Source organism: Escherichia sp. MOD1-EC5990 (assembly GCF_002965285.1).
GTDB lineage: Bacteria > Pseudomonadota > Gammaproteobacteria > Enterobacterales > Enterobacteriaceae > Escherichia > Escherichia coli_F.
Map to the genome: position 1 here is coordinate 40,070 of NZ_PTRV01000020.1, position 24,087 is coordinate 64,156.

Here is a 24,087-nt window from a genome sequence, read left to right on the forward strand (position 1 = left end):
CAACCTATTGACTTTTAATTTGATTTGAGGATGATTATTTAATAAGTTACATAAATGTAAATAACATGCAATTCACATTGCCGAAAGCGTGTCCGATATCGCACAATAACCGCTGATTTCACAGCATAGATCCCACGATGAGCAAATCATTACAAAAACCCACCATTCTGAATGTTGAAACTGTAGCCCGTTCACGACTGTTTACCGTCGAAAGCGTGGATCTGGAGTTCAGCAATGGCGTGCGGCGTGTTTATGAACGAATGCGTCCAACCAACCGGGAAGCGGTGATGATTGTGCCGATTGTGGACGATCACCTGATCCTGATCCGCGAATACGCAGTGGGAACGGAATCCTACGAATTAGGTTTTTCGAAAGGATTAATTGATCCGGGTGAAAGCGTCTACGAAGCCGCTAACCGCGAGCTAAAAGAAGAAGTGGGATTTGGTGCGAACGATCTGACTTTTTTGAAGAAGCTCAGCATGGCACCGTCTTACTTTTCCAGCAAAATGAATATCGTGGTAGCGCAAGATCTCTACCCGGAATCGCTGGAAGGCGATGAGCCAGAGCCGCTACCACAGGTGCGCTGGCCGCTGGCGCATATGATGGATTTGCTGGAAGATCCTGACTTCAACGAAGCACGTAATGTCAGCGCACTGTTCCTCGTGCGCGAGTGGTTGAAGGAGCAGGGGCGAGTGTAAATGCGTGAAGTTTGCCTGATGCACAATGCTTATCAGGCCTGCGCGGCTCCTGCAATATATTGATTTTTCTCGATGTTGCCAGACGGATAACGTGTTCACGCCGTATCCGGTATAAATAAAGTGACACTTTGTCAGCAAACTGAAAAAGGCGCCGAAGCGCCTTTTTAATCAGAACAATTCCTGTGCCTCGCCATTATCGATAATGGTCGTTCCCACCTCGTGCACCGCCTGTTGTGTCGGCTGTGTACCTTCGATGAAATACTCTTCGCGGCTGTTGCCACCATTAGCTAACTGCCCGGTGCTGCGATCGATATTCACCGTCACAATACCCGGCGGCGGCGTCAGCGGCTGTTCCGGCACGCCTTCAAGAACGGCTTTCATATAAGCGTCCCATGCAGGCTGGGCACTCTTGGCACCGCCTTCGTAACCTGAGATCTGATCTTTAATCGCTCCGGAAGCCGTTGTATGACCGAGATTACGGCGGTGATCATCAAAGCCAATCCAAACCGAGGTCACAACGCCCGGACCGTAACCCGAGAACCACGCATCTTTCGAACTGTTAGTGGTACCCGTTTTTCCGCCGATATCATGCCGTTGTAAATCACGACCTGCTCGCCAGCCGGTACCCTGCCAGCCTGGCTCACCAAAAATATTGGTGTTCAGGGCGCTCTTAATCAGGAATGCCAGCGGAGTGTTGATGACGTGCGGTGCGTACTCCTGCGCGCCAGTCTTCGCGACTAACGCCTGATTCGCCTGCTCCAGCTGCGGCATTGGTACAGAAACATTCTGCTGCTCGCGGGAGATAGCGACATCTTCAACATCGTTATTTTCCAGCACGTTCGATTTCTGCGTATCACCGTAAATCACCGGAATATCGCATTCCGGGCAGGCTACTTTCGGTTTCGCTTCGAAAATCACGCCGCCCTGATCGTTTTCAATTTTGCTGATAAACCACGGGTCCACCAGGAAGCCGCCGTTCGCCATTACCGCGTAGCCGCGCGCCACCTGCATTGGGGTGAAGGACGCTGAACCCAGCGCCAGCGATTCGGTGTGGACAATGTTTTGCGCCGGGAAGCCGAAGCGTTGCAGATATTCTGCAGCGTAGTCGACGCCCATCGCCCGCATTGCGCGTACCATCACCACGTTTTTCGACTGGCCCAGTCCCTGACGTAAGCGAATTGGACCGGCATACTGTGGTGGTGAGTTCTTCGGCTGCCAGTCAGAACCGGCACCTGCATCCCAGCGGGAAATTGGCACATCGTTCAACATACTTGCCAGCGTCAGACCTTTATCCATCGCCGCGGTGTAGAGGAACGGTTTGATGTTGGAACCTACCTGACGCAGTGCCTGGGTGGCGCGGTTAAACTTGCTCTGATTGAAATCAAAGCCACCGACCAGCGCCATAACGGCACCGTTTTGCGGATTGATCGACACCAGCGCCGAGTTCACTTCCGGCACTTGTGCAAGCCACCATGCATCGCCAACCTGACGAACCCAGATTTGCTGACCCGTTTGCAGAACATCGGTCACTTTACGCGGCGTCGGTCCCTGCTGAGTATCCGAACGGTAAGGACGCGCCCAGCGAACGCCTTCCATACTCAATGCGACGGTCGACCCGTCCGCCAGCATCGCCGTCGCTTCCTGAGGATTGGCGCTGGTGACTGCGGCAGGCAGCAGCGGACCATAGGTCGGCAGCGCCTTCAGCGTATCGGTAATCTTGTTGTTATCCCACGCCGATTCGCCCACTTTCCACAGCACATTTGCCGGGCCGCGATAGCCGTGGCGCATGTCGTAGTCCAGCACGTTATTACGTACTGCCTGCTGTGCGGCCTGCTGTACTTTGCGGGTGATGGTGGTGTAAATGCGATAACCGTCTTCATAGGCACTTTCGCCATAACGGTTATACATCTCCTGGCGCACCATTTCGCTCAGGTACGGCGCAGAGAAAGCAATCTCCGGCGCGTGATAGTTAGCGTTAATCGCCTCAGTGCGTGTCTGATCGAACTGTTGTTGGGTGATATACCCTTCATCCAGCATCCGCGACAGTACGACGTTACGCCGCGCGACGGCACGATCCATTGAGTAGAGCGGATTAAAGGTGGAAGGCGCTTTCGGCAGCCCGGCTATCACCGCCATTTCGTTCAGCGTCAGTTGGTCGACCGTTTTACCGAAATAGACTTGTGCCGCAGCACCGACACCATAGGCGCGGTAACCGAGGTAAATCTTGTTCAGATAAAGCTCGAGGATCTCGTCTTTCGTCAGCAACTGTTCAATGCGAATCGCGAGGAAGACTTCCTTAATCTTACGCATCAGCGTGCGTTCTGGACTGAGGAAGAAGTTTCTCGCCAGCTGCTGGGTAATGGTACTCGCCCCTTGTGACGCGTGGCCGGAGAACAGCGCCACACTTGCCGCACGGAAGATCCCCACCGGGTCAACGCCGTGATGCTCGTAGAAGCGGCTGTCTTCCGTCGCGATAAAGGCTTTCACCATCTCCGGCGGGATTTGATCCAACGTAACCGGAATACGACGTTTCTCACCGTATTGAGCAATCAGCTCGCCATCGGCGCTGTAAATCTGCATCGGAATTTGCAGGCGAACATCTTTTAATGTCGCCACATCCGGCAGTTGTGGCTCGATGTAGCGGTATAGGCCATAAATCGAGCCTGCTCCCAGCAGAATGCAACAGACTGCAAGGATCAAAAAATACTTTACGAACTTCACTGGAAATTTCCCATTTAGTTTCATTTGGGCAGTTTATAAACAAACGCGCGGTAGTATAAAGGCAAGCCAGACGCATTGATATACCCGTCAGAGTGACGGGTGATAAGGAGATCATCACAATGGCATTTAAGATCTGGCAAATTGGTTTGCATTTACAACAGCAAGAAGCGGTAGCGGTTGCGATCGTGCGGGGCGCAAAAGAATGCTTTTTGCAACGCTGGTGGCGGTTGCCGCTGGAGAACGACATAATCAAAGATGGGCGGATTGTCGATGCACAGCGGCTGGCTAAAACGTTGTTACCGTGGAGTCGCGAACTGCCGCAGCGTCATCACATTATGTTGGCGTTTCCCGCCAGTCGCACATTACAGCGGTCATTTCCGCGCCCGTCGATGTCCCTTGGTGAGCGGGAGCAAACGGCCTGGCTGTCCGGGACGATGGCCCGCGAGCTGGATATGGATCCGGACTCCCTGCGCTTCGATTACAGCGAAGACTCACTCAGTCCCGCCTATAACGTGACTGCCGCGCAAAGCAAAGAGCTGGCAACGCTGCTTACTTTGGCAGAAAGGTTGCGTGTTCATGTTAGTGCGATCACCCCGGATGCCAGTGCATTACAGCGATTCCTGCCTTTTTTACCTTCTCATCAGCAATGTCTGGCCTGGCGTGATAACGAACAGTGGCTGTGGGCGACGCGCTATAGCTGGGGGCGCAAACTGGCGGTGGGGATGACTAGCGCGAAGGAGCTGGCGGCAGCGTTATCCGTTGATCCCGAAAGCGTCGCGCTATGTGGCGAAGGCGGATTTGACCCGTGGGAGGCGGTTTCTGTTCGTCAGCCGCCGCTACCGCCGCCAGGTGGAGACTTTGCCATCGCGCTGGGGCTGGCGCTAGGGAAGGCGTACTGATGAACCCGCCAATTAATTTTTTGCCCTGGCGACAGCAACGCCGGACCGCTTTTCTTCGTTTCTGGTTGCTGATGTTCGTTGCGCCTCTGCTGCTGACCGTCGGGATAACGCTAATATTGCGTCTGACAAGCAACGCCGAAGCTCGCGTAGATGCCGTTTTGCTTCAGGCGGAACAACAACTCGCCCACAGCTTACAAATAACGAAACCACGTTTGCTGGAGCGCCAACAAATTCGTGAGCAGCGTTTGCAAAGGCAGCGCCAGCGACAATTTACCCGTGACTGGCAATCTGCGCTGGAAGCACTGGCGGCGCTTTTACCCGAGCACGCCTGGCTGACAACGATAAGCTGGCAGCAGGGAACGCTGGAGATCAAGGGGCTAACAACAAGCATTACCGCGTTAAACGCGCTGGAAACGTCACTCCGCCAGGATGCTTCTTTTCATCTCAATCAGCGGGGGGCCACGCAGCAGGATGCGCAGGGACGCTGGCAATTTGAGTATCTGTTAACAAGGAAGGTTAGCGATGGACATGCTCTTTGACTGGTGGTTCGCCACATCACCCCGCCTCCGCCAGCTTTGCTGGGCATTCTGGTTGATGATGTTAGTTACGCTCATTTTTCTGTCATCGACACACCAGGAAGAGAGCGACGCATTAATTCGACTACGGGCAAGTCATTACCAGCAGTGGGCCGCACTGTATCGCCTGGTAAACACCACTCCCTTCAGTGAGGAAAAAACGCAGCCCTTTTCGCCACTGGATTTTCAGTTATCCGGCGCGCAACTGGTTTACTGGCATCCATCCGCGCAGGGAGGTGAGTTGGCGTTGAAAACGCTGTGGGAAGCAGTGCCGTCGGCATTTACACGGCTGGCAGAGCGCAACGTCAGCGTGAGCCGTTTTTCGTTAAGCGTGGAAGGTGATGACCTTTTGTTCACGCTACAACTGGAGACGCCGCATGAGGGTTAAACGCTGGTTGTTAGCAGGCATTGCATTGTGCCTTTTAACCGGTATGCGTGACCCTTTTAAACCGCCGGAAGATCTATGTCGGATTAGCGAACTTAGCCAGTGGCGCTATCAGGGGATGGTAGGGCGAGGCGAGCACATCATCGGTGTAATAAAAGATGGGCAAAAAAAATGGCGACGGGTGCAGCAAAACGATGTGTTGGAAAACGGCTGGACGATCTTACAGCTAACGCCAGACGCACTAACGCTGGGAACCGGGACAAACTGCGAACCGCCACAATGGTTGTGGCAACGGCAAGGAGATACAAATGAAGCAATGGATAGCCGCACTACTGTTGATGCTGATACCCAGCGTACAGGCGGCAAAGCCGCAAAAAGTGACGCTGATGGTGGATGACGTTCCGGTAGCTCAGGTGTTGCAGGCGCTGGCTGAACAGGAGAAGTTGAACCTGGTGGTGTCGCCAGACGTCAGCGGTACGGTGTCATTACATCTAACAGATGTTCCCTGGAAGCAGGCGCTACAAACTGTAGTGAAAAGCGCCGGGCTAATAACGCGTCAGGAGGGCAACATTCTCTCGGTGCATTCCGTTGCCTGGCAGAATGACAATATCGCCCGTCAGGAGGCTGAACAGGCGCGGGTGCAGGCAAGTCTGCCGCTGGAAAATCGTAGTATAACCCTGCAATACGCCGACGCGGGAGAACTGGCGAAAGCAGGGGAGAAACTACTGAGTGCTAAAGGGAGTATGACCGTTGATAAACGTACCAATCGCCTTTTGCTGCGAGATAACAAAGCGGCGTTAAGCGCGCTTGAACAGTGGGTAGCGCAAATGGATCTGCCGGTCGGGCAGGTTGAGCTGTCGGCGCATATTGTCACCATTAATGAAAAAAGTTTGCGTGAGTTAGGCGTGAAATGGACGTTGGCTGATGCGCAACAAGCTGGTGGCGTTGGGCAAGTCACCACGCTTGGCAGCGACCTCTCCGTAGCGACGGCGACAACGCATGTCGGTTTTAACATTGGACGCATCAACGGACGTTTACTGGATCTTGAGCTTTCCGCGCTCGAACAAAAACAGCAGCTGGATATTATCGCCAGTCCGCGTCTGCTGGCCTCACATCTTCAGCCTGCCAGCATTAAACAGGGGAGCGAAATTCCATATCAGGTTTCCAGCGGGGAAAGTGGCGCGACGTCGGTGGAATTTAAAGAGGCCGTCCTGGGGATGGAAGTTACGCCCACGGTGTTACAAAAAGGTCGCATCCGGCTGAAATTACACATCAGCCAGAACGTTCCGGGGCAGGTGCTACAGCAGGCCGATGGCGAAGTGCTGGCGATTGATAAGCAGGAGATCGAAACGCAGGTCGAGGTCAAAAGCGGAGAAACGTTGGCGCTGGGTGGTATTTTTACCCGTAAAAATAAATCGGGTCAGGATAGCGTACCGTTGCTTGGTGACATTCCCTGGTTCGGGCAATTATTTCGTCATGACGGAAAAGAAGATGAACGACGCGAGTTAGTGGTGTTTATCACGCCACGACTGGTTTCCAGTGAGTAAACAGCCGTAAAAGCGGTAATGTTTTTACGCTGAACGTGTTTCATCTATTTGACGCGCGCAGGTATTTAGCATACAAGGAGTACCGATTTGAGAGTTGGTGCTCTTCGCTGCCTGCGTTCCATGATGATGATTTATCATTCAGGCGGCATTTTGCTGTCTTTTTTACGCTAATCTTACCCGGTGATTTATCGCCAGAGCGGTGGTAGCAAGGCAGCGCGCTTGCAGCGACCAGATATGCAGAGGGATGGGTGATTTATTCAGTTGCCAAACCCGCTGGAGTATTGAGATAATTTTCAGTCTGACTCTCGCAATATCTTATGAGGTTTCAGTTCATGTCCTGCGGCGCTCTCTGAGCGAAGCGGGTTTATCATTAACGAATAGTCTTAGTAGTACCGAAAAAATGGCAGAGAAACGCAATATCTTTCTGGTTGGGCCTATGGGTGCCGGAAAAAGCACTATTGGGCGCCAGTTAGCTCAACAACTCAATATGGAATTTTACGATTCCGATCAAGAGATTGAGAAACGAACCGGAGCTGATGTGGGCTGGGTTTTCGATTTAGAAGGCGAAGAAGGCTTCCGCGATCGCGAAGAAAAGGTCATCAATGAGTTGACCGAGAAACAGGGTATTGTGCTGGCTACTGGCGGCGGCTCTGTGAAATCCCGCGAAACGCGTAACCGTCTTTCCGCACGTGGCGTTGTCGTTTATCTTGAAACGACCATCGAAAAGCAACTTGCACGCACGCAGCGTGATAAAAAACGCCCGTTGCTGCACGTTGAAACACCGCCGCGTGAAGTTCTGGAAGCGTTGGCCAATGAACGCAATCCGCTGTATGAAGAGATTGCCGACGTGACCATTCGTACTGATGATCAAAGCGCTAAAGTGGTCGCAAACCAGATTATTCACATGCTGGAAAGCAACTAATTCTGGCTTTATATACACTCGTCTGCGGGTACAGTAATTAAGGTGGATGTCGCGTTATGGAGAGGATTGTCGTTACTCTCGGGGAACGTAGTTACCCAATTACCATCGCATCTGGTTTGTTTAATGAACCAGCTTCATTCTTACCGCTGAAATCGGGCGAGCAGGTCATGTTGGTTACCAACGAAACCCTGGCTCCTCTGTATCTCGATAAGGTCCGCGGCGTACTTGAACAGGCGGGTGTTAACGTCGATAGCGTTATCCTCCCTGACGGCGAGCAGTATAAAAGCCTGGCTGTACTCGATACCGTTTTTACGGCGTTGTTACAAAAGCCGCATGGTCGCGATACTACGCTGGTGGCGCTTGGCGGCGGCGTAGTGGGCGATCTGACCGGCTTCGCGGCGGCGAGTTATCAGCGTGGTGTACGTTTCATTCAAGTCCCGACGACGTTACTGTCGCAGGTCGATTCCTCCGTTGGCGGCAAAACCGCGGTCAACCATCCCCTCGGTAAAAACATGATTGGCGCGTTCTACCAGCCTGCTTCAGTGGTGGTGGATCTCGACTGTCTGAAAACGCTTCCCCCGCGTGAGTTAGCGTCGGGGCTGGCAGAAGTCATCAAATACGGCATTATTCTTGACGGTGCGTTTTTCAACTGGCTGGAAGAGAATCTGGATGCGTTATTGCGTCTGGATGGTCCGGCAATGGCGTACTGTATTCGCCGTTGTTGTGAACTGAAGGCAGAAGTTGTCGCCGCCGACGAGCGCGAAACCGGGTTACGTGCTTTACTGAATCTGGGACACACCTTTGGTCATGCCATTGAAGCTGAAATGGGGTATGGCAATTGGTTACACGGTGAAGCGGTTGCTGCGGGTATGGTGATGGCGGCGCGGACGTCGGAACGTCTCGGGCAGTTTAGTTCTGCCGAAACGCAGCGTATTATAACCCTGCTCACGCGGGCTGGGTTACCGGTCAATGGGCCGCGCGAAATGTCCGCGCAGGCGTATTTACCGCATATGCTGCGTGACAAGAAAGTCCTTGCGGGAGAGATGCGCTTAATTCTTCCGTTGGCAATTGGTAAGAGTGAAGTTCGCAGCGGCGTTTCGCACGAGCTTGTTCTTAACGCCATTGCCGATTGTCAATCAGCGTAACAACAAGAAAGGTCAGGCCGCTTATCAAGCGGTCTATTAGCTTCAGGTTAATTGCAACGTGGTAAGCATTAACCTTTTAGTGGGGTGTTAAATGGATGAATTCAAACCAGAAGACGAGCTGAAACCCGATCCCAGCGATCGTCGTACTGGTCGTTCTCGTCAATCTTCTGAACGTTCTGAGCGTACTGAACGTGGCGAACCGCAGATCAATTTTGATGATATTGAACTTGATGACACTGACGATCGCCGTCCGACTCGTGCGCAAAAAGAGCGCAATGAGGAACCGGAAATCGAAGAAGAAATTGACGAATCCGAAGATGAAACCGTGGATGAAGAGCGCGTAGAGCGTCGTCCGCGTAAGCGCAAAAAAGCAGCCAGTAAACCCGCTTCTCGTCAGTATATGATGATGGGCGTCGGCATTCTGGTTCTCCTGCTGTTGATCATCGGTATCGGTTCTGCGCTAAAAGCCCCCTCGACCTCTTCCAGCGATCAAACCGCGTCTGGCGAGAAGAGTATTGATCTTGCTGGCAATGCGACCGATCAGGCGAATGGCGTGCAGCCAGCGCCGGGAACCACGTCTGCGGAAAATACTCAGCAGGATGTTTCTCTGCCGCCGATCTCTTCTACGCCGACTCAAGGGCAAACCCCGGCGGCAACGGATGGTCAACAACGTGTTGAAGTGCAGGGTGACCTGAACAATGCGCTGACCCAGCCACAAAATCAGCAACAGTTGAATAATGTGGCGGTCAATTCCACGTTGCCGACTGAACCCGCGACGGTCGCGCCTGTTCGCAATGGCAATGCATCGCGTGACACGGCGAAAACGCAAACCGCTGAACGTCCGGCCACTACGCGTCCAGCTCGCCAGCAGGCGGTGATTGAACCGAAAAAACCGCAAGCAACCGTGAAAACGGAACCGAAGCCGGTAGCACAGACACCGAAGCGTACTGAACCAGCTGCTCCTGTGGCGAGCACGAAGGCACCGGCTGCGACCTCTACGCCAGCACCAAAAGAGACCGCAACTACGGCTCCAGTACAGACGGCATCCCCGGCGCAAACCACGGCAACACCAGCCGCTGGAGGGAAGACCGCAGGTAATGTTGGTTCGTTGAAATCGGCACCGTCCAGCCATTACACTCTGCAGCTGAGCAGTTCCTCTAACTACGACAACCTGAACGGTTGGGCGAAGAAAGAGAATCTGAAAAACTACGTTGTCTATGAAACGACGCGTAATGGTCAGCCGTGGTATGTCCTGGTTTCTGGCGTGTACGCTTCGAAAGAAGAGGCGAAAAAAGCGGTATCTACATTGCCAGCAGATGTCCAGGCCAAAAACCCGTGGGCGAAACCGCTGCGTCAGGTACAGGCCGATCTGAAGTAATCAAGGTTATCTCCCGCAATGGTTTATCATCGCGGGAGTTGCCTGAAGCGCTGGATGCTGTCGGAGCTTTCTCCACAGCCGGAGAAGGTGTAATTAGTTAGTCAGCATGAAGAAAAATCGCGCTTTTTTGAAGTGGGCAGGGGGCAAGTATCCCCTGCTTGATGATATTAAACGGCATTTGCCCAAGGGCGAATGTCTGGTTGAGCCTTTTGTAGGTGCCGGGTCGGTGTTTCTCAACACCGACTTTTCTCGTTATATCCTTGCCGATATCAATAGCGACCTGATCAGTCTCTATAACATTGTGAAGATGCGTACTGATGAGTACGTACAGGCCGCACGCGAGCTGTTTGTTCCCGAAACAAATTGCGCCGAGGTTTACTATCAGTTCCGCGAAGAGTTCAACAAAAGCCAGGATCCGTTCCGTCGGGCGGTACTGTTTTTATATTTGAACCGCTACGGTTACAACGGCCTGTGTCGTTACAATCTGCGCGGTGAGTTTAACGTGCCGTTTGGCCGCTACAAAAAACCCTATTTCCCGGAAGCAGAGTTGTATCACTTCGCTGAAAAAGCGCAGAATGCCTTTTTCTATTGTGAGTCTTACGCCGATAGCATGGCGCGCGCAGATGAGGCATCCGTCGTCTATTGCGATCCGCCTTATGCGCCGCTGTCTGCGACCGCCAACTTTACGGCGTATCACACAAACAGTTTTACGCTTGAACAACAAGCGCATCTGGCGGAGATCGCCGAAGGTCTGGTTGAGCGCCATATTCCAGTGCTGATCTCCAATCACGATACGATGTTAACGCGTGAGTGGTATCAGCGCGCAAAATTGCATGTCGTCAAAGTTCGACGCAGTATAAGCAGCAACGGCGGCACACGTAAAAAGGTGGACGAACTGCTGGCTTTGTACAAACCAGGAGTCGTTTCACCCGCGAAAAAATAATTCTCAAGGAGAAGCGGATGAAACAGTATTTGATTGCCCCCTCAATTCTGTCGGCTGATTTTGCCCGCCTGGGTGAAGATACCGCAAAAGCCCTGGCAGCTGGCGCTGATGTCGTGCATTTTGACGTCATGGATAACCACTATGTTCCCAATCTGACGATTGGGCCGATGGTGCTGAAATCTCTGCGTAATTATGGCATTACTGCCCCTATTGATGTGCATCTGATGGTGAAACCGGTCGATCGCATTGTGCCAGATTTCGCTGCCGCTGGTGCCAGCATCATAACCTTTCATCCAGAAGCCTCCGAGCATGTTGACCGCACGCTGCAACTGATTAAAGAAAATGGCTGTAAAGCGGGGCTGGTATTTAACCCGGCGACACCGCTGAGCTATCTGGATTACGTGATGGATAAGCTGGATGTGATCCTGCTGATGTCCGTCAACCCTGGTTTCGGCGGTCAGTCTTTCATTCCTCAAACACTGGATAAACTGCGCGAAGTACGTCGTCGTATCGACGAGTCTGGCTTCGACATTCGACTGGAAGTGGACGGCGGCGTGAAGGTGAACAACATTGGCGAAATCGCTGCGGCAGGTGCCGATATGTTCGTCGCTGGTTCGGCCATTTTCGATCAGCCAGACTACAAAAAGGTCATTGATGAAATGCGCAGTGAACTGGCAAAGGTAAGTCATGAATAAGTTTGAAGATATTCGCGGCGTCGCTTTTGATCTCGATGGTACGCTGGTGGACAGTGCTCCTGGTCTGGCTGCTGCGGTAGATATGGCGCTGTATGCGCTGGAGTTGCCCGTCGCAGGTGAAGAGCGTGTTATTACCTGGATTGGTAATGGCGCAGATGTTCTGATGGAGCGTGCATTGACTTGGGCGCGTCAGGAACGTGCGACTCTGCGTAAAACAATGGGTAAACCGCCCGTTGATGACGACATTCCGGCAGAAGAACAGGTACGTATTCTGCGTAAACTGTTCGATCGCTACTATGGCGAGGTTGCCGAAGAGGGGACGTTTTTGTTCCCGCACGTTGCCGATACGCTGGGCGCATTGCAGGCAAAAGGCCTGCCGCTAGGTCTGGTCACCAACAAACCGACGCCGTTCGTCGCGCCACTGCTCGAAGCCTTAGATATCGCCAAATATTTCAGCGTGGTGATCGGTGGCGATGATGTGAAAAACAAAAAGCCGCACCCGGACCCACTGTTACTGGTGGCTGAGCGGATGGGCATTGCCCCACAACAGATGCTGTTTGTTGGCGACTCCCGCAATGATATTCAGGCAGCAAAAGCAGCCGGTTGCCCTTCAGTTGGCTTAACCTACGGATATAACTACGGCGAGGCTATCGATCTTAGCCAGCCTGATGTAATTTATCAGTCTATCAATGACCTTCTGCCCGCATTAGGGCTTCCGCATAGCGAAAATCAGGAATCGAAAAATGACTAAGCCCATCGTTTTTAGTGGCGCACAGCCCTCAGGTGAATTGACCATTGGTAACTACATGGGTGCGCTGCGTCAGTGGGTAAACATGCAGGATGACTACCATTGCATTTACTGTATCGTTGACCAACACGCGATCACCGTGCGCCAGGATGCACAGAAGCTGCGTAAAGCGACGCTGGATACGCTGGCCTTGTATCTGGCTTGTGGTATCGATCCTGAGAAAAGCACCATTTTTGTTCAGTCCCACGTGCCGGAACATGCGCAGTTAGGCTGGGCACTGAACTGCTATACCTACTTCGGCGAACTGAGCCGCATGACGCAGTTTAAAGATAAATCTGCGCGTTATGCCGAGAACATCAACGCTGGTCTGTTTGACTATCCGGTGCTGATGGCGGCGGATATCCTACTGTATCAAACCAATCTGGTGCCGGTGGGTGAAGACCAGAAACAGCACCTGGAACTGAGCCGCGATATCGCTCAGCGTTTTAATGCGCTGTACGGCGACATTTTTAAAGTGCCGGAACCGTTTATTCCAAAATCTGGCGCGCGCGTAATGTCGCTGCTGGAGCCGACCAAGAAGATGTCCAAGTCTGACGATAACCGCAATAACGTTATCGGCCTGCTGGAAGATCCGAAATCGGTAGTGAAGAAAATCAAACGCGCGGTCACTGACTCCGACGAGCCGCCGGTAGTTCGCTACGATGTGCAGAATAAAGCGGGCGTTTCCAACCTGCTGGATATTCTTTCTGCGGTAACTGGCCAGAGTATCCCGGAACTGGAAAAACAGTTCGAAGGCAAGATGTATGGTCATCTGAAAGGCGAAGTGGCTGATGCCGTTTCCGGTATGCTGACTGAATTGCAGGAACGCTATCACCGTTTCCGCAATGACGAAGCCTTCCTGCAACAGGTGATGAAAGATGGCGCAGAAAAAGCCAGCGCACACGCTTCCCGTACGCTAAAAGCGGTGTACGAAGCGATTGGATTTGTGGCGAAGCCGTAATATCAAAACGCTCGGACAGTCCCCTCGCCCCTTTGGGGAGAGGGTTAGGGTGAGGGGAGCAGGCAAGCGCCAGTGCGAATTACCCTCTGCTCGCATTGTCGAATAAATCAATTCGTCATCACTCTGAAACCGGGGAAACCCGGTTTTTTATCCTCCTATTTGCAATAATCCGAAAAAATGTGAAGCGCCTCGCCGTTTCCACATCTCGCTGTTGCGCCTTATCTTCGAATTCCTGAATATATAAATATTCAATTTAATGAAAATTTACTATGCGTCGAACGTTTATCAAAAAAGAAGGCGTCGTCATCACGACACTGGCCCGTTATTTGTTGGGTGAAAAATGCGGTAATCGACTGAAAACCATAGATGAACTGGCAACTGAATGCCATTCATCCGTTGGCCTGACGCAGGCCGCGTTGAAAACGCTGGAATCAAGCGGTGCGATACGAATTAAACGCCGCGGGCGCAATGGCAGTTATCTGGTGGAAATGGATAACAAAGCACTGCTGAGTCATGTGGATATCAACAACGTTGTGTGTGCCATGCCCTTGCCCTATACCCGCTTGTACGAAGGTTTAGCGAGTGGACTGAAAGCTCAGTTTGATGGCACTCCTTTTTATTATGCGCATATGCGCGGCGCGGATATTCGTGTGGAGTGTTTACTTAACGGCGTGTATGACATGGCGGTGGTTTCCCGACTGGCGGCAGAAAGTTATCTCACGCAAAAAGGCTTATGCCTCGCGCTGGAGTTGGGGCCGCATACCTACGTTGGTGAGCATCAGTTGATTTGCCGTAAAGGAGAGGCTGCAAAGGTGAAACGCGTGGGGTTGGATAACCGTTCGGCGGATCAGAAAATCATGACCGATGTCTTTTTTGGCGATAGTGATGTGGAACGAGCCGATCTCTCTTATCACGAGAGTTTACAACGCATTGTTAAAGGCGATGTCGATGCGGTGATCTGGAATGTGGTAGCGGAGAGCGAACTGGCCATGCTGGGATTAGAAGCGATGCCACTGACGAACGATCCGCGATTTTTACAGGCTACTGAAGCCGTGATACTAACGCGTGCCGATGATTACCCAATGCAACAACTACTACGTACGGTTGTAGATAAACATGCCCTGCTTGCTCATCAACAGCGAGTAGTCAGTGGGGAACAGGAACCCAGTTATTAAACGAAAGGCATCTGAAATGGAAACCAGACTCAACCTGCTTTGTGAGGCAGGCGTTATTGATAAGGACATCTGCAAAGGCATGATGCAGGTCGTCAACGTACTGGAAACAGAGTGTCATCTACCGGTACGCAGCGAGCAAGGAATGATGGCGATGACACATATGGCGAGCGCACTGATGCGCAGTCGCCGTGGTGAAGAAATAGAGCCGTTGGATGACGAATTGCTGGCAGAGCTGGCGCAATCCAGCCACTGGCCAGCCATTTTACAATTGCATCAGGTGTTGTTGAAGGAATTCGCACTGGAAGTTAACCCGTGTGAAGAAGGCTATTTGCTGGCCAATCTTTATGGATTATGGATGGCCGCTAACGAAGAGGTCTGAATCTCCCGGCAAATCCACGTCGCGCATCTTAAATATTCAAAAAAATGAATATTTAATTCAAGGAACAGAAACGAGGCAACAAGATGTTTGTAGAAGCATTGAAACGCCAGAACCCGGCACTGATTTCCGTCGCACTCAGTTTGTGGCAACAGGGCAAAATCGCCCCGGACAGTTGGGTAATCGACGTCGATCAGGTACTGGAAAACGGTAAGCGGCTGATTGAGACGGCACGGCTTTACGGTATTGAACTGTATCTGATGACCAAACAGTTCGGTCGTAATCCGTGGCTGGCAGAAAAACTGCTGGCGCTGGGTTACAGCGGCATTGTGGCGGTGGATTACAAAGAGGCACGAATCATGCGCCGCGCAGGTTTATCGGTGGCGCATCAGGGGCATCTGGTACAAATCCCTTGTCATCAGGTTGCTGACGCCGTTGAACAGGGCACCGACGTCATCACCGTGTTTACCCTCGATAAAGCGCGGGAAGTTTCTGCCGCAGCGGTGACGGCCGGGCGGGTCCAGCCTGTGCTGCTCAAAGTTTATAGCGACGATGATTTTCTTTATCCGGGGCAGGAGAGCGGTTTTGCACAGCATTCGCTGCATGAGGTGGTTGCTGAAATCCAGAAACTACCGGGGTTACATTTAGCCGGATTAACCCATTTCCCTTGCCTGCTATGGGATGAGGCTGCCGGGAAAGTTTTGCCAACACCGAACCTCCAGACGCTGGTCAATGCTCGTAACCAACTTCTGAAGTCTGGAGTTGTACTTGAGCAATTAAACGCGCCTTCAGCGACCAGCTGCACTTCGCTGCCATTACTGGCGGAATACGGTGTGACTCATGCCGAACCCGGCCATGCACTGACGGGGACGATTCCGGCAAACCAGCAGGGCGACCAACCTGAACGTATCGCCATGCTTTGGTTAAGTGAAATTTCCCATCACTTCCGTGGCGACAGTTATTGCTATGGCGGTGGCTATTACCGTCGTGGGCATGCGCATAACGCACTGGTATTTACGCCAGAAAATCAAAGCATTACTGAAACATATCTCAAAGCCGTAGATGACAGCAGTATCGACTACACCCTGCCGCTGGCAGGCGAGCATTCGGTAAGCAGTGCTGTGGTGCTCTGCTTTCGCACGCAGATTTTTGTCAGCCGTAGCGATGTGGTGCTGGTATCGGGTATTCAGCGCGGCGCGGCAGAAATTGTGGGGCGTTATGACAGCCTCGGTAACCCTCTGGAGGCGTAATGGCGCGATTTGTGGTGTTAGTGATTGATAGCTTTGGCGTAGGCGCAATGAAAGATGTCATGTTGGTGCGCCCACAGGATGCCGGGGCGAATACCTGTGGTCACATCCTGAGCCAGTTGCCGCATTTGCAGCTACCAACGCTGGAGAAAATGGGGCTAATCAACGCATTAGGTTATGCGCCAGGCGATATGCAGCCGTCAGACTCCGCAACCTGGGGCGTGGCAGAGTTGCAACATGAAGGTGGCGACACCTTTATGGGGCATCAGGAAATTTTAGGCACGCGCCCGTTACCGCCGCTGCGGATGCCCTTTCGCGATGCGATTGACCGTGTTGAACAGGCATTAGTCACCGCTGGCTGGTGGGTTGAGCGCCGTGGCGATGATCTGCAATTTCTGTGGGTCAATCAGGCGGTTGCGATTGGCGATAATCTCGAGGCGGATTTAGGCCAAGTCTATAACATTACCGCCAATCTCTCTGTGATCTCTTTTGACGACGCAATCAAAATTGGTCGTATCGTGCGTGACCAGGTACAGGTCGGTCGGGTCATTACATTTGGCGGCCTGTTAACCGACAGTCAGCGTATTCTCGATGCCGCAGAAAGCAAAGAAGGGCGCTTTATTGGCATCAACGCGCCGCGTTCTGGCGCTTATGACAACGGTTTCCAGGTCGTGCATATGGGCTATGGCGTCGATGAAAAAGTGCAGGTGCCACAAAAACTGTATGAAGCAGGCGTGCCAACCGTGCTGGTGGGTAAGGTGGCAGATATCGTCAGCAATCCTTATGGCGTGAGCTGGCAAAACCTGGTGGATAGCCAGCGGATTATGGATATCACCCTCGACGAATTTAACACGCATCCGACGGCGTTTATTTGCACCAACATTCAGGAAACTGACCTCGCTGGTCACGCAGAAGACGTCGCACGCTATGCCGAACGTTTGCAGGTGGTTGACCGTAACCTTGCCCGGCTTGTTGAGGCGATGCAGCCAGATGATTGCCTGGTCGTGATGGCGGATCACGGTAACGATCCGACCATTGGTCACAGCCACCATACCCGTGAAGTAGTGCCAGTGCTGGTTTATCAGCAAGGGCTGGTCCACACGCAACTCGGTGTGCGCACCACGCTTTCTGATGTGGGGGCTACCGTGTGTGAATTTTTCCGTGCGCCACCGCCACAAAATGGTCGCTCTTTTCTTTCCTCCCTCCGGTTTGCAGGAGACACCCTATGAGTTTTGATCCGACGGGCTTCACCCTCGCCCATGAGCATCTGCATATTGATCTCTCCGGCTTTAAAAACAACGTGGACTGCCGCCTTGATCAGTATGCGTTCATTTGCCAGGAGATGAACGACCTGATGGCACTGGGTGTGCGTAATGTGATTGAGATGACCAACCGTTACATGGGGCGCAATGCACAATTTATGCTCGATGTAATGCACGAGACGGGGATCAACGTGGTGGCCTGCACCGGTTATTACCAGGACGCGTTTTTCCCGCAACATGTGGCGACCCGCAGCGTGCAGGAACTGGCGCAGGAGATGGTCGATGAAATTGAACAGGGTATCGATGGCACGGAGCTGAAAGCCGGGATCATCGCGGAGATCGGCTCCAGCGAAGGAAAGATTACGCCGCTGGAAGAGAAGGTGTTTATTGCCGCCGCGTTGGCGCATAACCAGACCGGATGCCCCATCTCCACGCATACGTCGTTCAGCACTATGGGGCTGGAGCAATTGGCTCTGTTGCAAGCCCACGGAGTTGATCTTTCGCGCGTCACCGTCGGGCACTGCGATCTGAAAGACAACCTCGACAACATTTTGAAGATGATCGATCTCGGCGCGTATGTGCAGTTCGACACCATCGGCAAGAACAGTTACTACCCGGACGAAAAGCGCATTGCGATGCTCCACGCGCTACGTGACCGTGGTTTGCTGAACCGCGTCATGCTGTCGATGGATATTACGCGCCGCTCCCATTTAAAAGCCAACGGTGGTTATGGCTATGACTATTTATTGACCACCTTTATTCCGCAATTGCGCCAGTCAGGATTCAGTCAGGCCGATGTGGATGTGATGTTACGTGAAAATCCCTCTCAATTTTTCCAATAAGGACAGACTCATGAAAAAGATTGGTGTTGCAGGCTTACAGCGTGAGCAGATTAAAAAAACCATTGAAGCGACGGCTCCTGGCTGTTTTGAAGTTTTCATTCACAACGACATGGAAGCGGCGATGAAGGTGAAATCCGGGCAACTGGATTACTACATCGGCGCGTGTAATACCGGTGCGGGCGCGGCATTGTCGATTGCCATCGCGGTGATTGGCTATAACAAAAGTTGCACCATTGCCAAGCCGGGCATTAAAGCGAAAGACGAGCATATCGCCAAAATGATCGCCGAAGGGAAAGTGGCGTTTGGGCTTTCCGTTGAGCATGTCGAACACGCGATTCCGATGCTGATTAACCATCTGAAATAAAAGGCACGACTATGGATCTGTATATTCAGATTATCGTGGTGGCGTGCCTGACGGGTATGACATCGCTTCTGGCGCATCGCTCGGCAGCCGTTTTTCATGACGGTATCCGCCCGATCCTGCCGCAACTGATTGAAGGCTATATGAACCGTCGTGAGGCGGGGAGTATCGCTTTTGGTCTGAGCATTGGTTTTGTGGCCTCGGTGGGGATCTCTTTTACCCTGAAAACCGGGTTGCTCAACGCATGGTTACTCTTTCTTCCTACCGATATCCTCGGTGTCCTGGCGATAAACAGCCTGATGGCGTTTGGCCTTGGTGCACTCTGGGGCGTACTGATCCTCACCTGTCTGCTGCCGGTAAACCAGCTGCTGACCGCGCTACCGGTGGATGTATTAGGTAGTCTGGGGGAATTAAGCTCGCCAGTGGTTTCAGCTTTTGCACTGTTCCCGTTGGTGGCGATTTTCTACCAGTTTGGCTGGAAGCAAAGTCTGATCGCCGCCGTGGTAGTGTTGATGACCCGTGTGGTGGTAGTGCGCTATTTCCCGCATCTCAATCCGGAATCCATCGAAATCTTTATTGGCATGGTGATGCTGCTGGGGATCGCGATAACTCACGACCTGCGTCATCGTGATGAAAATGACATCGATGCCAGCGGTATGTCGGTGTTTGAAGAACGTACGTCGAGGATTATCAAAAATTTACCCTATATCGCCATCGTAGGGGCGCTGATTGCCGCCGTTGCCAGCATGAAGATTTTTGCTGGTAGTGAAGTGTCGATCTTCACCCTGGAGAAAGCATATTCCGCAGGTGTAACGCCGGAACAATCACAAACGCTGATCAACCAGGCGGCGCTGGCGGAATTTATGCGCGGGCTGGGTTTTGTGCCGTTGATTGCCACCACCGCGTTAGCAACAGGTGTGTATGCAGTTGCGGGCTTTACCTTTGTTTATGCGGTGGGCTATCTCTCGCCGAATCCGATGGTTGCGGCGGTATTAGGCGCAGTGGTTATTTCGGCAGAAGTCCTGTTACTTCGTTCGATCGGCAAATGGCTGGGACGCTACCCATCGGTACGTAATGCGTCGGATAACATCCGTAACGCCATGAATATGCTGATGGAAGTGGCTCTGCTGGTCGGTTCGATTTTCGCAGCAATTAAGATGGCGGGCTATACCGGATTCTCTATCGCGGTTGCCATTTACTTCCTCAACGAATCTCTGGGCCGTCCGGTACAGAAAATGGCGGCACCGGTCGTGGCAGTAATGATCACTGGCATCCTGCTGAATGTTCTTTACTGGCTTGGTCTGTTCGTTCCGGCTTAAAGAAGGCACCTATGAAGACGTTTCCTTTGCAAAGCCTGACGCTTATTGAAGCGCAGCAAAAGCAGTTTGCGTTGGTGGATACGATTTGCCGCCATTTTCCCGGCGCGGAGTTTCTTACCCGCGGGGATTTAGGCTTAACGCCGGGGCTGAATCAACCGCGCATTACTCAGCGTGTGGAGCAGGTGCTGGCTGATGCGTTTCATGCGCCAGCGGCGGCGCTGGTGCAGGGCGCGGGTACTGGAGCAATTCGCGTCGGGCTGGCAGCTTTGCTCAAATCGGGGCAGCGTCTTCTGGTGCATGACGCGCCTGTTTACCCGACGACTCAGGTCATTATTGAGCAGATGGGGCTGACGCTTATTACAGCTGATTTCAACGACCTGTCGGCGCTTAAAGAGGCCATTGAAGAGCAACAACCTGATGCCGCGCTGGTGCAGCATACGCGCCAGCAGCCGCAGGACAGCTATGTACTGGCAGATGTGCTGGCAACGCTGCGCGCAGCAGGTGTTCCAGCCTTAACCGATGACAACTATGCGGTGATGAAGGTGGCGCGCATTGGCTGTGAATGCGGCGCGAATGTTTCGACATTCTCCTGTTTCAAGCTGTTTGGACCAGAGGGTGTTGGCGCGGTGGTAGGCGATGCCGATGTTATCAACCGTATTCGCGCTACGCTTTACTCTGGCGGCAGCCAGATTCAGGGCTCACAGGCGCTGGAAGTCTTGCGTGGTTTGGTGTTTGCGCCAGTGATGCACGCGGTGCAGGCGGGGGTATCTGAACGGTTGCTGGCTTTACTTAACGGTGGCGCAGTGGCGGAAGTGAAAAGCGCGGTGATTGCCAATGCGCAGTCGAAGGTGTTGATTGTGGAGTTTCATCAACCGATTGCCGCCAGAGTGCTTAAAGAGGCGCAAAAGCGCGGCGCGTTGCCTTACCCGGTTGGTGCAGAGTCGAAATATGAGATCCCGCCGCTTTTTTATCGCCTTTCCGGAACGTTTCGCCAGGCGAATCCGCAATTAGAACATTGTGCGATTCGTATTAACCCGAATCGCAGCGGTGATGAGACGGTATTGCGGATTTTGCGCGAGAGTATTGCCAGCGTTTAATTCTGGGAACGATGTTTTCGCAGAGTATGGAGAAAAATACGCCCTCGGAAAATTCAGAGGGCGTTAGCTCATTAAATCGGTGTTAGCCGATTTCTGTCAGAGACTTACTGTGCAGTAGGACCGCAACCGCCAATGATTTTAGAAATAGAAATTGCTGGGTGCAGCAGGTAGTCGTAAGAGCAGTTCTTATCACGGTTTTCAATATGACCAGTACATGCAGTTAACGTAGCCAGTACCGCACCAACCAGTGCAACTTTAATAAATTTGTTCATTTACATTCCCTATGTATTATATATTAATTAATATTCATTTATTATATGAATATAAGCAGACTGCTCATTAAGAACGATACAGGAATATTTAATTGGCGTCAGTGAGTGAATGACTTAATTTTGTAAGTCGCTGTAACGGTGAAAATAACCCATTAGCAAATGATATTTACTAAGAGGTTATGATTTATTTACTGAATATATAAAAAGAGTGATAAAGAGGGCCAGAATTATCTGGCCCGGGTAAAATTAATGGTTAGAGAACCAGTTCAATTTATCGCGCAGGCTAACGACCCGACCAATAATAATTAATGAGGGGCTGTTCATTTGCTGCGCCAGCTCGCCCAGTTGCGAGAGCGTACCGTCAATCACGCGTTGCGTTACCGCCGTACCGTTTTCGACAATCGCCACCGGCATTTCGCCAGGCATTCCGTGTTCAATCAGTTTTTGCTGAATGGTCGCGGCCTGATTCAGCCCCATATAGAACACTAGCGTCTGTTTTTCGGCTGCCAGGTTTTCCCAGTCCAGCTCGCCACCGGTTTTTAAGTGTCCGGTGATTAAGCGCACGCTCTGAGCATAATCGCGATGCGTGAGGGGAATGCCCGAATAGGCAGAGCAACCAGACGCTGCGGTAATACCCGGAACTACTGAGAACGGAATACCCGCATTGCACAGTGTTTCAAGCTCTTCGCCACCACGGCCAAAAATAAACGGATCGCCGCCTTTCAGCCGCACCACGCGTTTACCTTTTTGCGCTTCCCGCAGCAGGATCTGGTTAATCTCTTCCTGCGGTACGCAGTGATACCCCGCGCGTTTACCGACGAAGACACGATCCGCATCGCGCCGTACCAGATTCATAATATCGTCTGAAACCAGACGGTCGTAGACCACCACATCTGCCTGCTGAATTTGTTGCAGACCTTTTAGTGTCAGCAGACCGGCATCGCCCGGACCTGCGCCAACCAGCACCACTTCACCGCGATGATCGAGCGGTTCATTGATTAACTGTTCGGTCGTTTCGGTAATGGCTTTCTGATCGTTGTTCGCCAGCGACTGCGCCAGGCGATCATTAACGAACAGTTTTTCCCAGAAACGGCGACGTTCACCCATCGTGGCGAACTGTCGTTTGACCCGACCGCGTAACTGCCCCGCATATTTTGCTACCTGGCCGAGATGCAGCGGCAGCAGTGATTCAAGTTTTTCGCGCAACAGTCGCGCCAGAACCGGAGAGGTGCCGCCAGAGGAGACCGCTACCATGAGAGGGGAGCGGTCAATAATCGACGGCATAATAAAGCTGGCGGCTTTCGGCGCATCGACCACGTTACAGAAGATACGACGAGATTCGGCGGCTTCGCTGACACGCTGGTTAAGCGCGTCATCATCCGTCGCCGCAATTGCCAGCCAGCAGGTGTCGAGAAGGCTTTCATCAAATGGCCCTTCGACGAGGGTTAACATGCCTGCATCTGCCCATGCGGTGAACTGTGGAATAAACGCTAATGCATTCACCGTTAAGCGAGCACCTGCGTCTAACAGCAACCTTGCTTTGCGTTCCGCGACATCACCACCGCCGACAATCAAACAGTCGCGGTCGCGTAATTGGCAAAATATAGGCAAATGATCCACGTAAAAACCCCTTAATAATTAACCGGCAGCCGTTTCAGTTTGATTAAATTTGTCCGCAACCGGACGATTAGCTTTCGGCGTAGCATACCAATAACCCAATCCCATGAATACGGCACCCGATAAAGTATTACCCAGCGTCACCCACAGCAGGTTATGACCAATACCCGCCAGCGTGTAGGCTTCGCTGTGGTTGCCGAACCATGAGAGCGCGAACAGCGTCATGTTAGCGATGGAGTGCTCGTAACCGGACGCAATAAACGCCAGCAGACACCACCAGATTGCGATAAATTTCGCCGCGCCTTCAGTACGCAGTGCCATCCAGATTGCCAGACAAACCAGCCAGTTACACAATGCGCCTTTGAAGAACAGTACCATTGCCGGTGCGGTGGTTTTAGCCAGCGCGACGGAGTGAACAATACTGGTATCTACTGGCAAAAGGCTACCACCGCCCCAGCTATAAAGCATGGCAACAAAGACGGAACCGACCAGGTTACCCAGCCAGGTTTGCGGCAGGATTGCCCACATTTGCCCGTGGCTAATGGTGCCCGCTTTCACCCCAAAGGTGAGGAACATGGTGTGTCCGGTGAACAGTTCAGAACCGGCGATAATGACCAGCGTTAAGGCGATACCGAAGGTCGCGCCCATCACCAGAGGACGTACGGACGGATCGAGCAAATTACCGAGCGTGAAAATCAGGATGATCCCCAGCCCCACATACGCGCCCGCCATCGCGGAGCTTACCCAGAAGCCGAGCGGGTTATTTGCCGACAGGCGTGCAATGCGCGCAGCGTTAGCCGCACACTTATTAATAGTGTCTGTAAACATTTGATTATCCTTTAAAAAATAAAAACAAAAAATAA

25 protein-coding genes are annotated in these 24,087 nt (G+C 52.4%); 21 read left to right on the forward strand and 4 right to left on the reverse strand.

Translation table 11 applies throughout. The annotated features are described in order from the left end of the window. Window positions 1–137: 137 nt before the first annotated feature. Window positions 138–698 carry an ADP compounds hydrolase NudE gene (gene nudE / locus BEB42_RS19630; RefSeq protein WP_000045742.1) on the forward strand — a complete coding sequence of 187 codons (561 nt, stop codon included), beginning with the start codon at window positions 138–140 and terminating at the stop codon, window positions 696–698. Window positions 699–866: 168 nt separating this feature from the next. Here nudE and mrcA read toward each other — a convergent pair whose 3' ends face one another. Further along, the gene (gene mrcA / locus BEB42_RS19635) at window positions 867–3,419 is read right to left on the reverse strand and encodes a peptidoglycan glycosyltransferase/peptidoglycan DD-transpeptidase MrcA (protein WP_001562196.1); all 2,553 of its coding nucleotides are present in this window, start codon (window positions 3,417–3,419) and stop codon (window positions 867–869) included. 119 nt (window positions 3,420–3,538) lie between these two features. Here mrcA and hofM point away from each other — a divergent pair, with 119 nt between their 5' ends. The 20 genes from hofM (at window position 3,539) to BEB42_RS19735 (ending at window position 21,335) form a co-directional block, all read left to right on the forward strand. Beyond that, the gene (gene hofM, locus BEB42_RS19640; RefSeq protein ID WP_001353630.1) at window positions 3,539–4,318 is read left to right on the forward strand and encodes a DNA utilization protein HofM; all 780 of its coding nucleotides are present in this window, start codon (window positions 3,539–3,541) and stop codon (window positions 4,316–4,318) included. Then, on the forward strand, window positions 4,318–4,857 hold the full coding sequence (locus BEB42_RS19645; protein ID WP_001069345.1) for a PilN domain-containing protein: 540 nt from the start codon (window positions 4,318–4,320) through the stop codon (window positions 4,855–4,857). The genes hofM and BEB42_RS19645 overlap by 1 nt, the downstream gene beginning before the upstream one ends. After that, window positions 4,841–5,281, forward strand: coding sequence for a DNA utilization protein HofO (hofO, locus tag BEB42_RS19650; RefSeq protein ID WP_000367369.1), 441 nt, complete (start codon window positions 4,841–4,843; stop codon window positions 5,279–5,281). Before BEB42_RS19645 ends, hofO begins: the two co-directional genes overlap by 17 nt. Continuing rightward, entirely contained in the window at window positions 5,271–5,675 is a 405-nt protein-coding gene (gene hofP, locus BEB42_RS19655; protein ID WP_001353632.1) for a DNA utilization protein HofP, read from the forward strand. The genes hofO and hofP overlap by 11 nt, the downstream gene beginning before the upstream one ends. Further along, window positions 5,587–6,825, forward strand: coding sequence for a DNA uptake porin HofQ (gene hofQ, locus BEB42_RS19660; protein WP_000816018.1), 1,239 nt, complete (start codon window positions 5,587–5,589; stop codon window positions 6,823–6,825). Before hofP ends, hofQ begins: the two co-directional genes overlap by 89 nt. A 400-nt stretch (window positions 6,826–7,225) precedes the next feature. Then, window positions 7,226–7,747 (forward strand): shikimate kinase AroK, encoded by a 522-nt coding sequence (gene aroK / locus BEB42_RS19665; RefSeq protein ID WP_000818618.1) that lies wholly within the window; start codon window positions 7,226–7,228, stop codon window positions 7,745–7,747. A gap of 56 nt (window positions 7,748–7,803) precedes the next feature. Then, a complete protein-coding gene (gene aroB, locus BEB42_RS19670) occupies window positions 7,804–8,892 on the forward strand; it encodes a 3-dehydroquinate synthase (RefSeq protein ID WP_000439850.1) in 1,089 nt (362 codons plus the stop codon). 91 nt (window positions 8,893–8,983) lie between these two features. After that, complete coding sequence (gene damX, locus BEB42_RS19675) at window positions 8,984–10,270, forward strand: cell division protein DamX (RefSeq protein ID WP_000343195.1); 1,287 nt, start codon at window positions 8,984–8,986, stop codon at window positions 10,268–10,270. A 106-nt stretch (window positions 10,271–10,376) separates the two neighbouring features. Then, window positions 10,377–11,213, forward strand: coding sequence for an adenine-specific DNA-methyltransferase (dam, locus tag BEB42_RS19680; protein ID WP_000742150.1), 837 nt, complete (start codon window positions 10,377–10,379; stop codon window positions 11,211–11,213). A gap of 17 nt (window positions 11,214–11,230) precedes the next feature. Next, window positions 11,231–11,908, forward strand: coding sequence for a ribulose-phosphate 3-epimerase (rpe, locus tag BEB42_RS19685; RefSeq protein WP_000816280.1), 678 nt, complete (start codon window positions 11,231–11,233; stop codon window positions 11,906–11,908). After that, window positions 11,901–12,659, forward strand: coding sequence for a phosphoglycolate phosphatase (gph, locus tag BEB42_RS19690; RefSeq protein ID WP_001031719.1), 759 nt, complete (start codon window positions 11,901–11,903; stop codon window positions 12,657–12,659). The genes rpe and gph overlap by 8 nt, the downstream gene beginning before the upstream one ends. After that, the gene (trpS, locus tag BEB42_RS19695) at window positions 12,652–13,656 is read left to right on the forward strand and encodes a tryptophan--tRNA ligase (RefSeq protein WP_000165543.1); all 1,005 of its coding nucleotides are present in this window, start codon (window positions 12,652–12,654) and stop codon (window positions 13,654–13,656) included. The genes gph and trpS overlap by 8 nt, the downstream gene beginning before the upstream one ends. A 269-nt stretch (window positions 13,657–13,925) precedes the next feature. After that, a complete protein-coding gene (gene yhfZ / locus BEB42_RS19700; protein WP_001254795.1) occupies window positions 13,926–14,831 on the forward strand; it encodes a GntR family transcriptional regulator YhfZ in 906 nt (301 codons plus the stop codon). 16 nt (window positions 14,832–14,847) lie between these two features. Further along, the gene (locus BEB42_RS19705) at window positions 14,848–15,210 is read left to right on the forward strand and encodes a hypothetical protein (RefSeq protein ID WP_001353633.1); all 363 of its coding nucleotides are present in this window, start codon (window positions 14,848–14,850) and stop codon (window positions 15,208–15,210) included. 83 nt (window positions 15,211–15,293) lie between these two features. Beyond that, window positions 15,294–16,457: a YhfX family PLP-dependent enzyme gene (locus tag BEB42_RS19710; protein ID WP_000497387.1), complete on the forward strand. Its 1,164-nt coding sequence runs from the start codon at window positions 15,294–15,296 to the stop codon at window positions 16,455–16,457. After that, on the forward strand, window positions 16,457–17,683 hold the full coding sequence (locus BEB42_RS19715; protein WP_000090572.1) for a phosphopentomutase: 1,227 nt from the start codon (window positions 16,457–16,459) through the stop codon (window positions 17,681–17,683). The genes BEB42_RS19710 and BEB42_RS19715 overlap by 1 nt, the downstream gene beginning before the upstream one ends. Further along, on the forward strand, window positions 17,680–18,558 hold the full coding sequence (locus BEB42_RS19720; RefSeq protein WP_000006968.1) for a phosphotriesterase-related protein: 879 nt from the start codon (window positions 17,680–17,682) through the stop codon (window positions 18,556–18,558). The genes BEB42_RS19715 and BEB42_RS19720 overlap by 4 nt, the downstream gene beginning before the upstream one ends. A 10-nt stretch (window positions 18,559–18,568) precedes the next feature. After that, window positions 18,569–18,922, forward strand: coding sequence for a DUF2620 domain-containing protein (locus BEB42_RS19725; RefSeq protein ID WP_000719728.1), 354 nt, complete (start codon window positions 18,569–18,571; stop codon window positions 18,920–18,922). 11 nt (window positions 18,923–18,933) lie between these two features. Then, entirely contained in the window at window positions 18,934–20,238 is a 1,305-nt protein-coding gene (locus tag BEB42_RS19730; protein ID WP_000366882.1) for a YhfT family protein, read from the forward strand. Between the two features lie 11 nt (window positions 20,239–20,249). Continuing rightward, window positions 20,250–21,335 carry an aminotransferase class I/II-fold pyridoxal phosphate-dependent enzyme gene (locus BEB42_RS19735; protein WP_000847171.1) on the forward strand — a complete coding sequence of 362 codons (1,086 nt, stop codon included), beginning with the start codon at window positions 20,250–20,252 and terminating at the stop codon, window positions 21,333–21,335. A 104-nt stretch (window positions 21,336–21,439) separates the two neighbouring features. Here BEB42_RS19735 and BEB42_RS19740 read toward each other — a convergent pair whose 3' ends face one another. The 3 genes from BEB42_RS19740 to nirC all read right to left on the reverse strand — a co-directional run bounded on the left by BEB42_RS19740 (window position 21,440) and on the right by nirC (window position 24,052). Then, on the reverse strand, window positions 21,440–21,607 hold the full coding sequence (locus BEB42_RS19740) for a YhfL family protein (RefSeq protein WP_001031834.1): 168 nt from the start codon (window positions 21,605–21,607) through the stop codon (window positions 21,440–21,442). A gap of 246 nt (window positions 21,608–21,853) precedes the next feature. Next, window positions 21,854–23,227 carry a siroheme synthase CysG gene (gene cysG, locus BEB42_RS19745; protein ID WP_000349878.1) on the reverse strand — a complete coding sequence of 458 codons (1,374 nt, stop codon included), beginning with the start codon at window positions 23,225–23,227 and terminating at the stop codon, window positions 21,854–21,856. An 18-nt stretch (window positions 23,228–23,245) separates the two neighbouring features. Beyond that, on the reverse strand, window positions 23,246–24,052 hold the full coding sequence (gene nirC, locus BEB42_RS19750; protein WP_000493563.1) for a nitrite transporter NirC: 807 nt from the start codon (window positions 24,050–24,052) through the stop codon (window positions 23,246–23,248). Between the last annotated feature and the right edge of the window lie 35 nt (window positions 24,053–24,087).

Excerpts from the sequence above, each read along its gene's own strand:
- nudE (WP_000045742.1), top strand. The coding sequence starts at position 138 with ATGAGCAAATCATTACAAAAACCCACCATTCTGAATGTTGAAACTGTA.
- hofM (WP_001353630.1), top strand. The coding sequence starts at position 3,539 with ATGGCATTTAAGATCTGGCAAATTGGTTTGCATTTACAACAGCAAGAA.
- BEB42_RS19645 (WP_001069345.1), top strand. The coding sequence starts at position 4,318 with ATGAACCCGCCAATTAATTTTTTGCCCTGGCGACAGCAACGCCGGACC.
- hofO (WP_000367369.1), top strand. The coding sequence starts at position 4,841 with ATGGACATGCTCTTTGACTGGTGGTTCGCCACATCACCCCGCCTCCGC.
- hofP (WP_001353632.1), top strand. The coding sequence starts at position 5,271 with ATGAGGGTTAAACGCTGGTTGTTAGCAGGCATTGCATTGTGCCTTTTA.
- hofQ (WP_000816018.1), top strand. The coding sequence starts at position 5,587 with ATGAAGCAATGGATAGCCGCACTACTGTTGATGCTGATACCCAGCGTA.
- aroK (WP_000818618.1), top strand. The coding sequence starts at position 7,226 with ATGGCAGAGAAACGCAATATCTTTCTGGTTGGGCCTATGGGTGCCGGA.
- aroB (WP_000439850.1), top strand. The coding sequence starts at position 7,804 with ATGGAGAGGATTGTCGTTACTCTCGGGGAACGTAGTTACCCAATTACC.
- damX (WP_000343195.1), top strand. The coding sequence starts at position 8,984 with ATGGATGAATTCAAACCAGAAGACGAGCTGAAACCCGATCCCAGCGAT.
- dam (WP_000742150.1), top strand. The coding sequence starts at position 10,377 with ATGAAGAAAAATCGCGCTTTTTTGAAGTGGGCAGGGGGCAAGTATCCC.
- rpe (WP_000816280.1), top strand. The coding sequence starts at position 11,231 with ATGAAACAGTATTTGATTGCCCCCTCAATTCTGTCGGCTGATTTTGCC.
- gph (WP_001031719.1), top strand. The coding sequence starts at position 11,901 with ATGAATAAGTTTGAAGATATTCGCGGCGTCGCTTTTGATCTCGATGGT.
- trpS (WP_000165543.1), top strand. The coding sequence starts at position 12,652 with ATGACTAAGCCCATCGTTTTTAGTGGCGCACAGCCCTCAGGTGAATTG.
- yhfZ (WP_001254795.1), top strand. The coding sequence starts at position 13,926 with ATGCGTCGAACGTTTATCAAAAAAGAAGGCGTCGTCATCACGACACTG.
- BEB42_RS19705 (WP_001353633.1), top strand. The coding sequence starts at position 14,848 with ATGGAAACCAGACTCAACCTGCTTTGTGAGGCAGGCGTTATTGATAAG.
- BEB42_RS19710 (WP_000497387.1), top strand. The coding sequence starts at position 15,294 with ATGTTTGTAGAAGCATTGAAACGCCAGAACCCGGCACTGATTTCCGTC.
- BEB42_RS19715 (WP_000090572.1), top strand. The coding sequence starts at position 16,457 with ATGGCGCGATTTGTGGTGTTAGTGATTGATAGCTTTGGCGTAGGCGCA.
- BEB42_RS19720 (WP_000006968.1), top strand. The coding sequence starts at position 17,680 with ATGAGTTTTGATCCGACGGGCTTCACCCTCGCCCATGAGCATCTGCAT.
- BEB42_RS19725 (WP_000719728.1), top strand. The coding sequence starts at position 18,569 with ATGAAAAAGATTGGTGTTGCAGGCTTACAGCGTGAGCAGATTAAAAAA.
- BEB42_RS19730 (WP_000366882.1), top strand. The coding sequence starts at position 18,934 with ATGGATCTGTATATTCAGATTATCGTGGTGGCGTGCCTGACGGGTATG.
- BEB42_RS19735 (WP_000847171.1), top strand. The coding sequence starts at position 20,250 with ATGAAGACGTTTCCTTTGCAAAGCCTGACGCTTATTGAAGCGCAGCAA.
- BEB42_RS19740 (WP_001031834.1), bottom strand. The coding sequence starts at position 21,607 with ATGAACAAATTTATTAAAGTTGCACTGGTTGGTGCGGTACTGGCTACG.
- nirC (WP_000493563.1), bottom strand. The coding sequence starts at position 24,052 with ATGTTTACAGACACTATTAATAAGTGTGCGGCTAACGCTGCGCGCATT.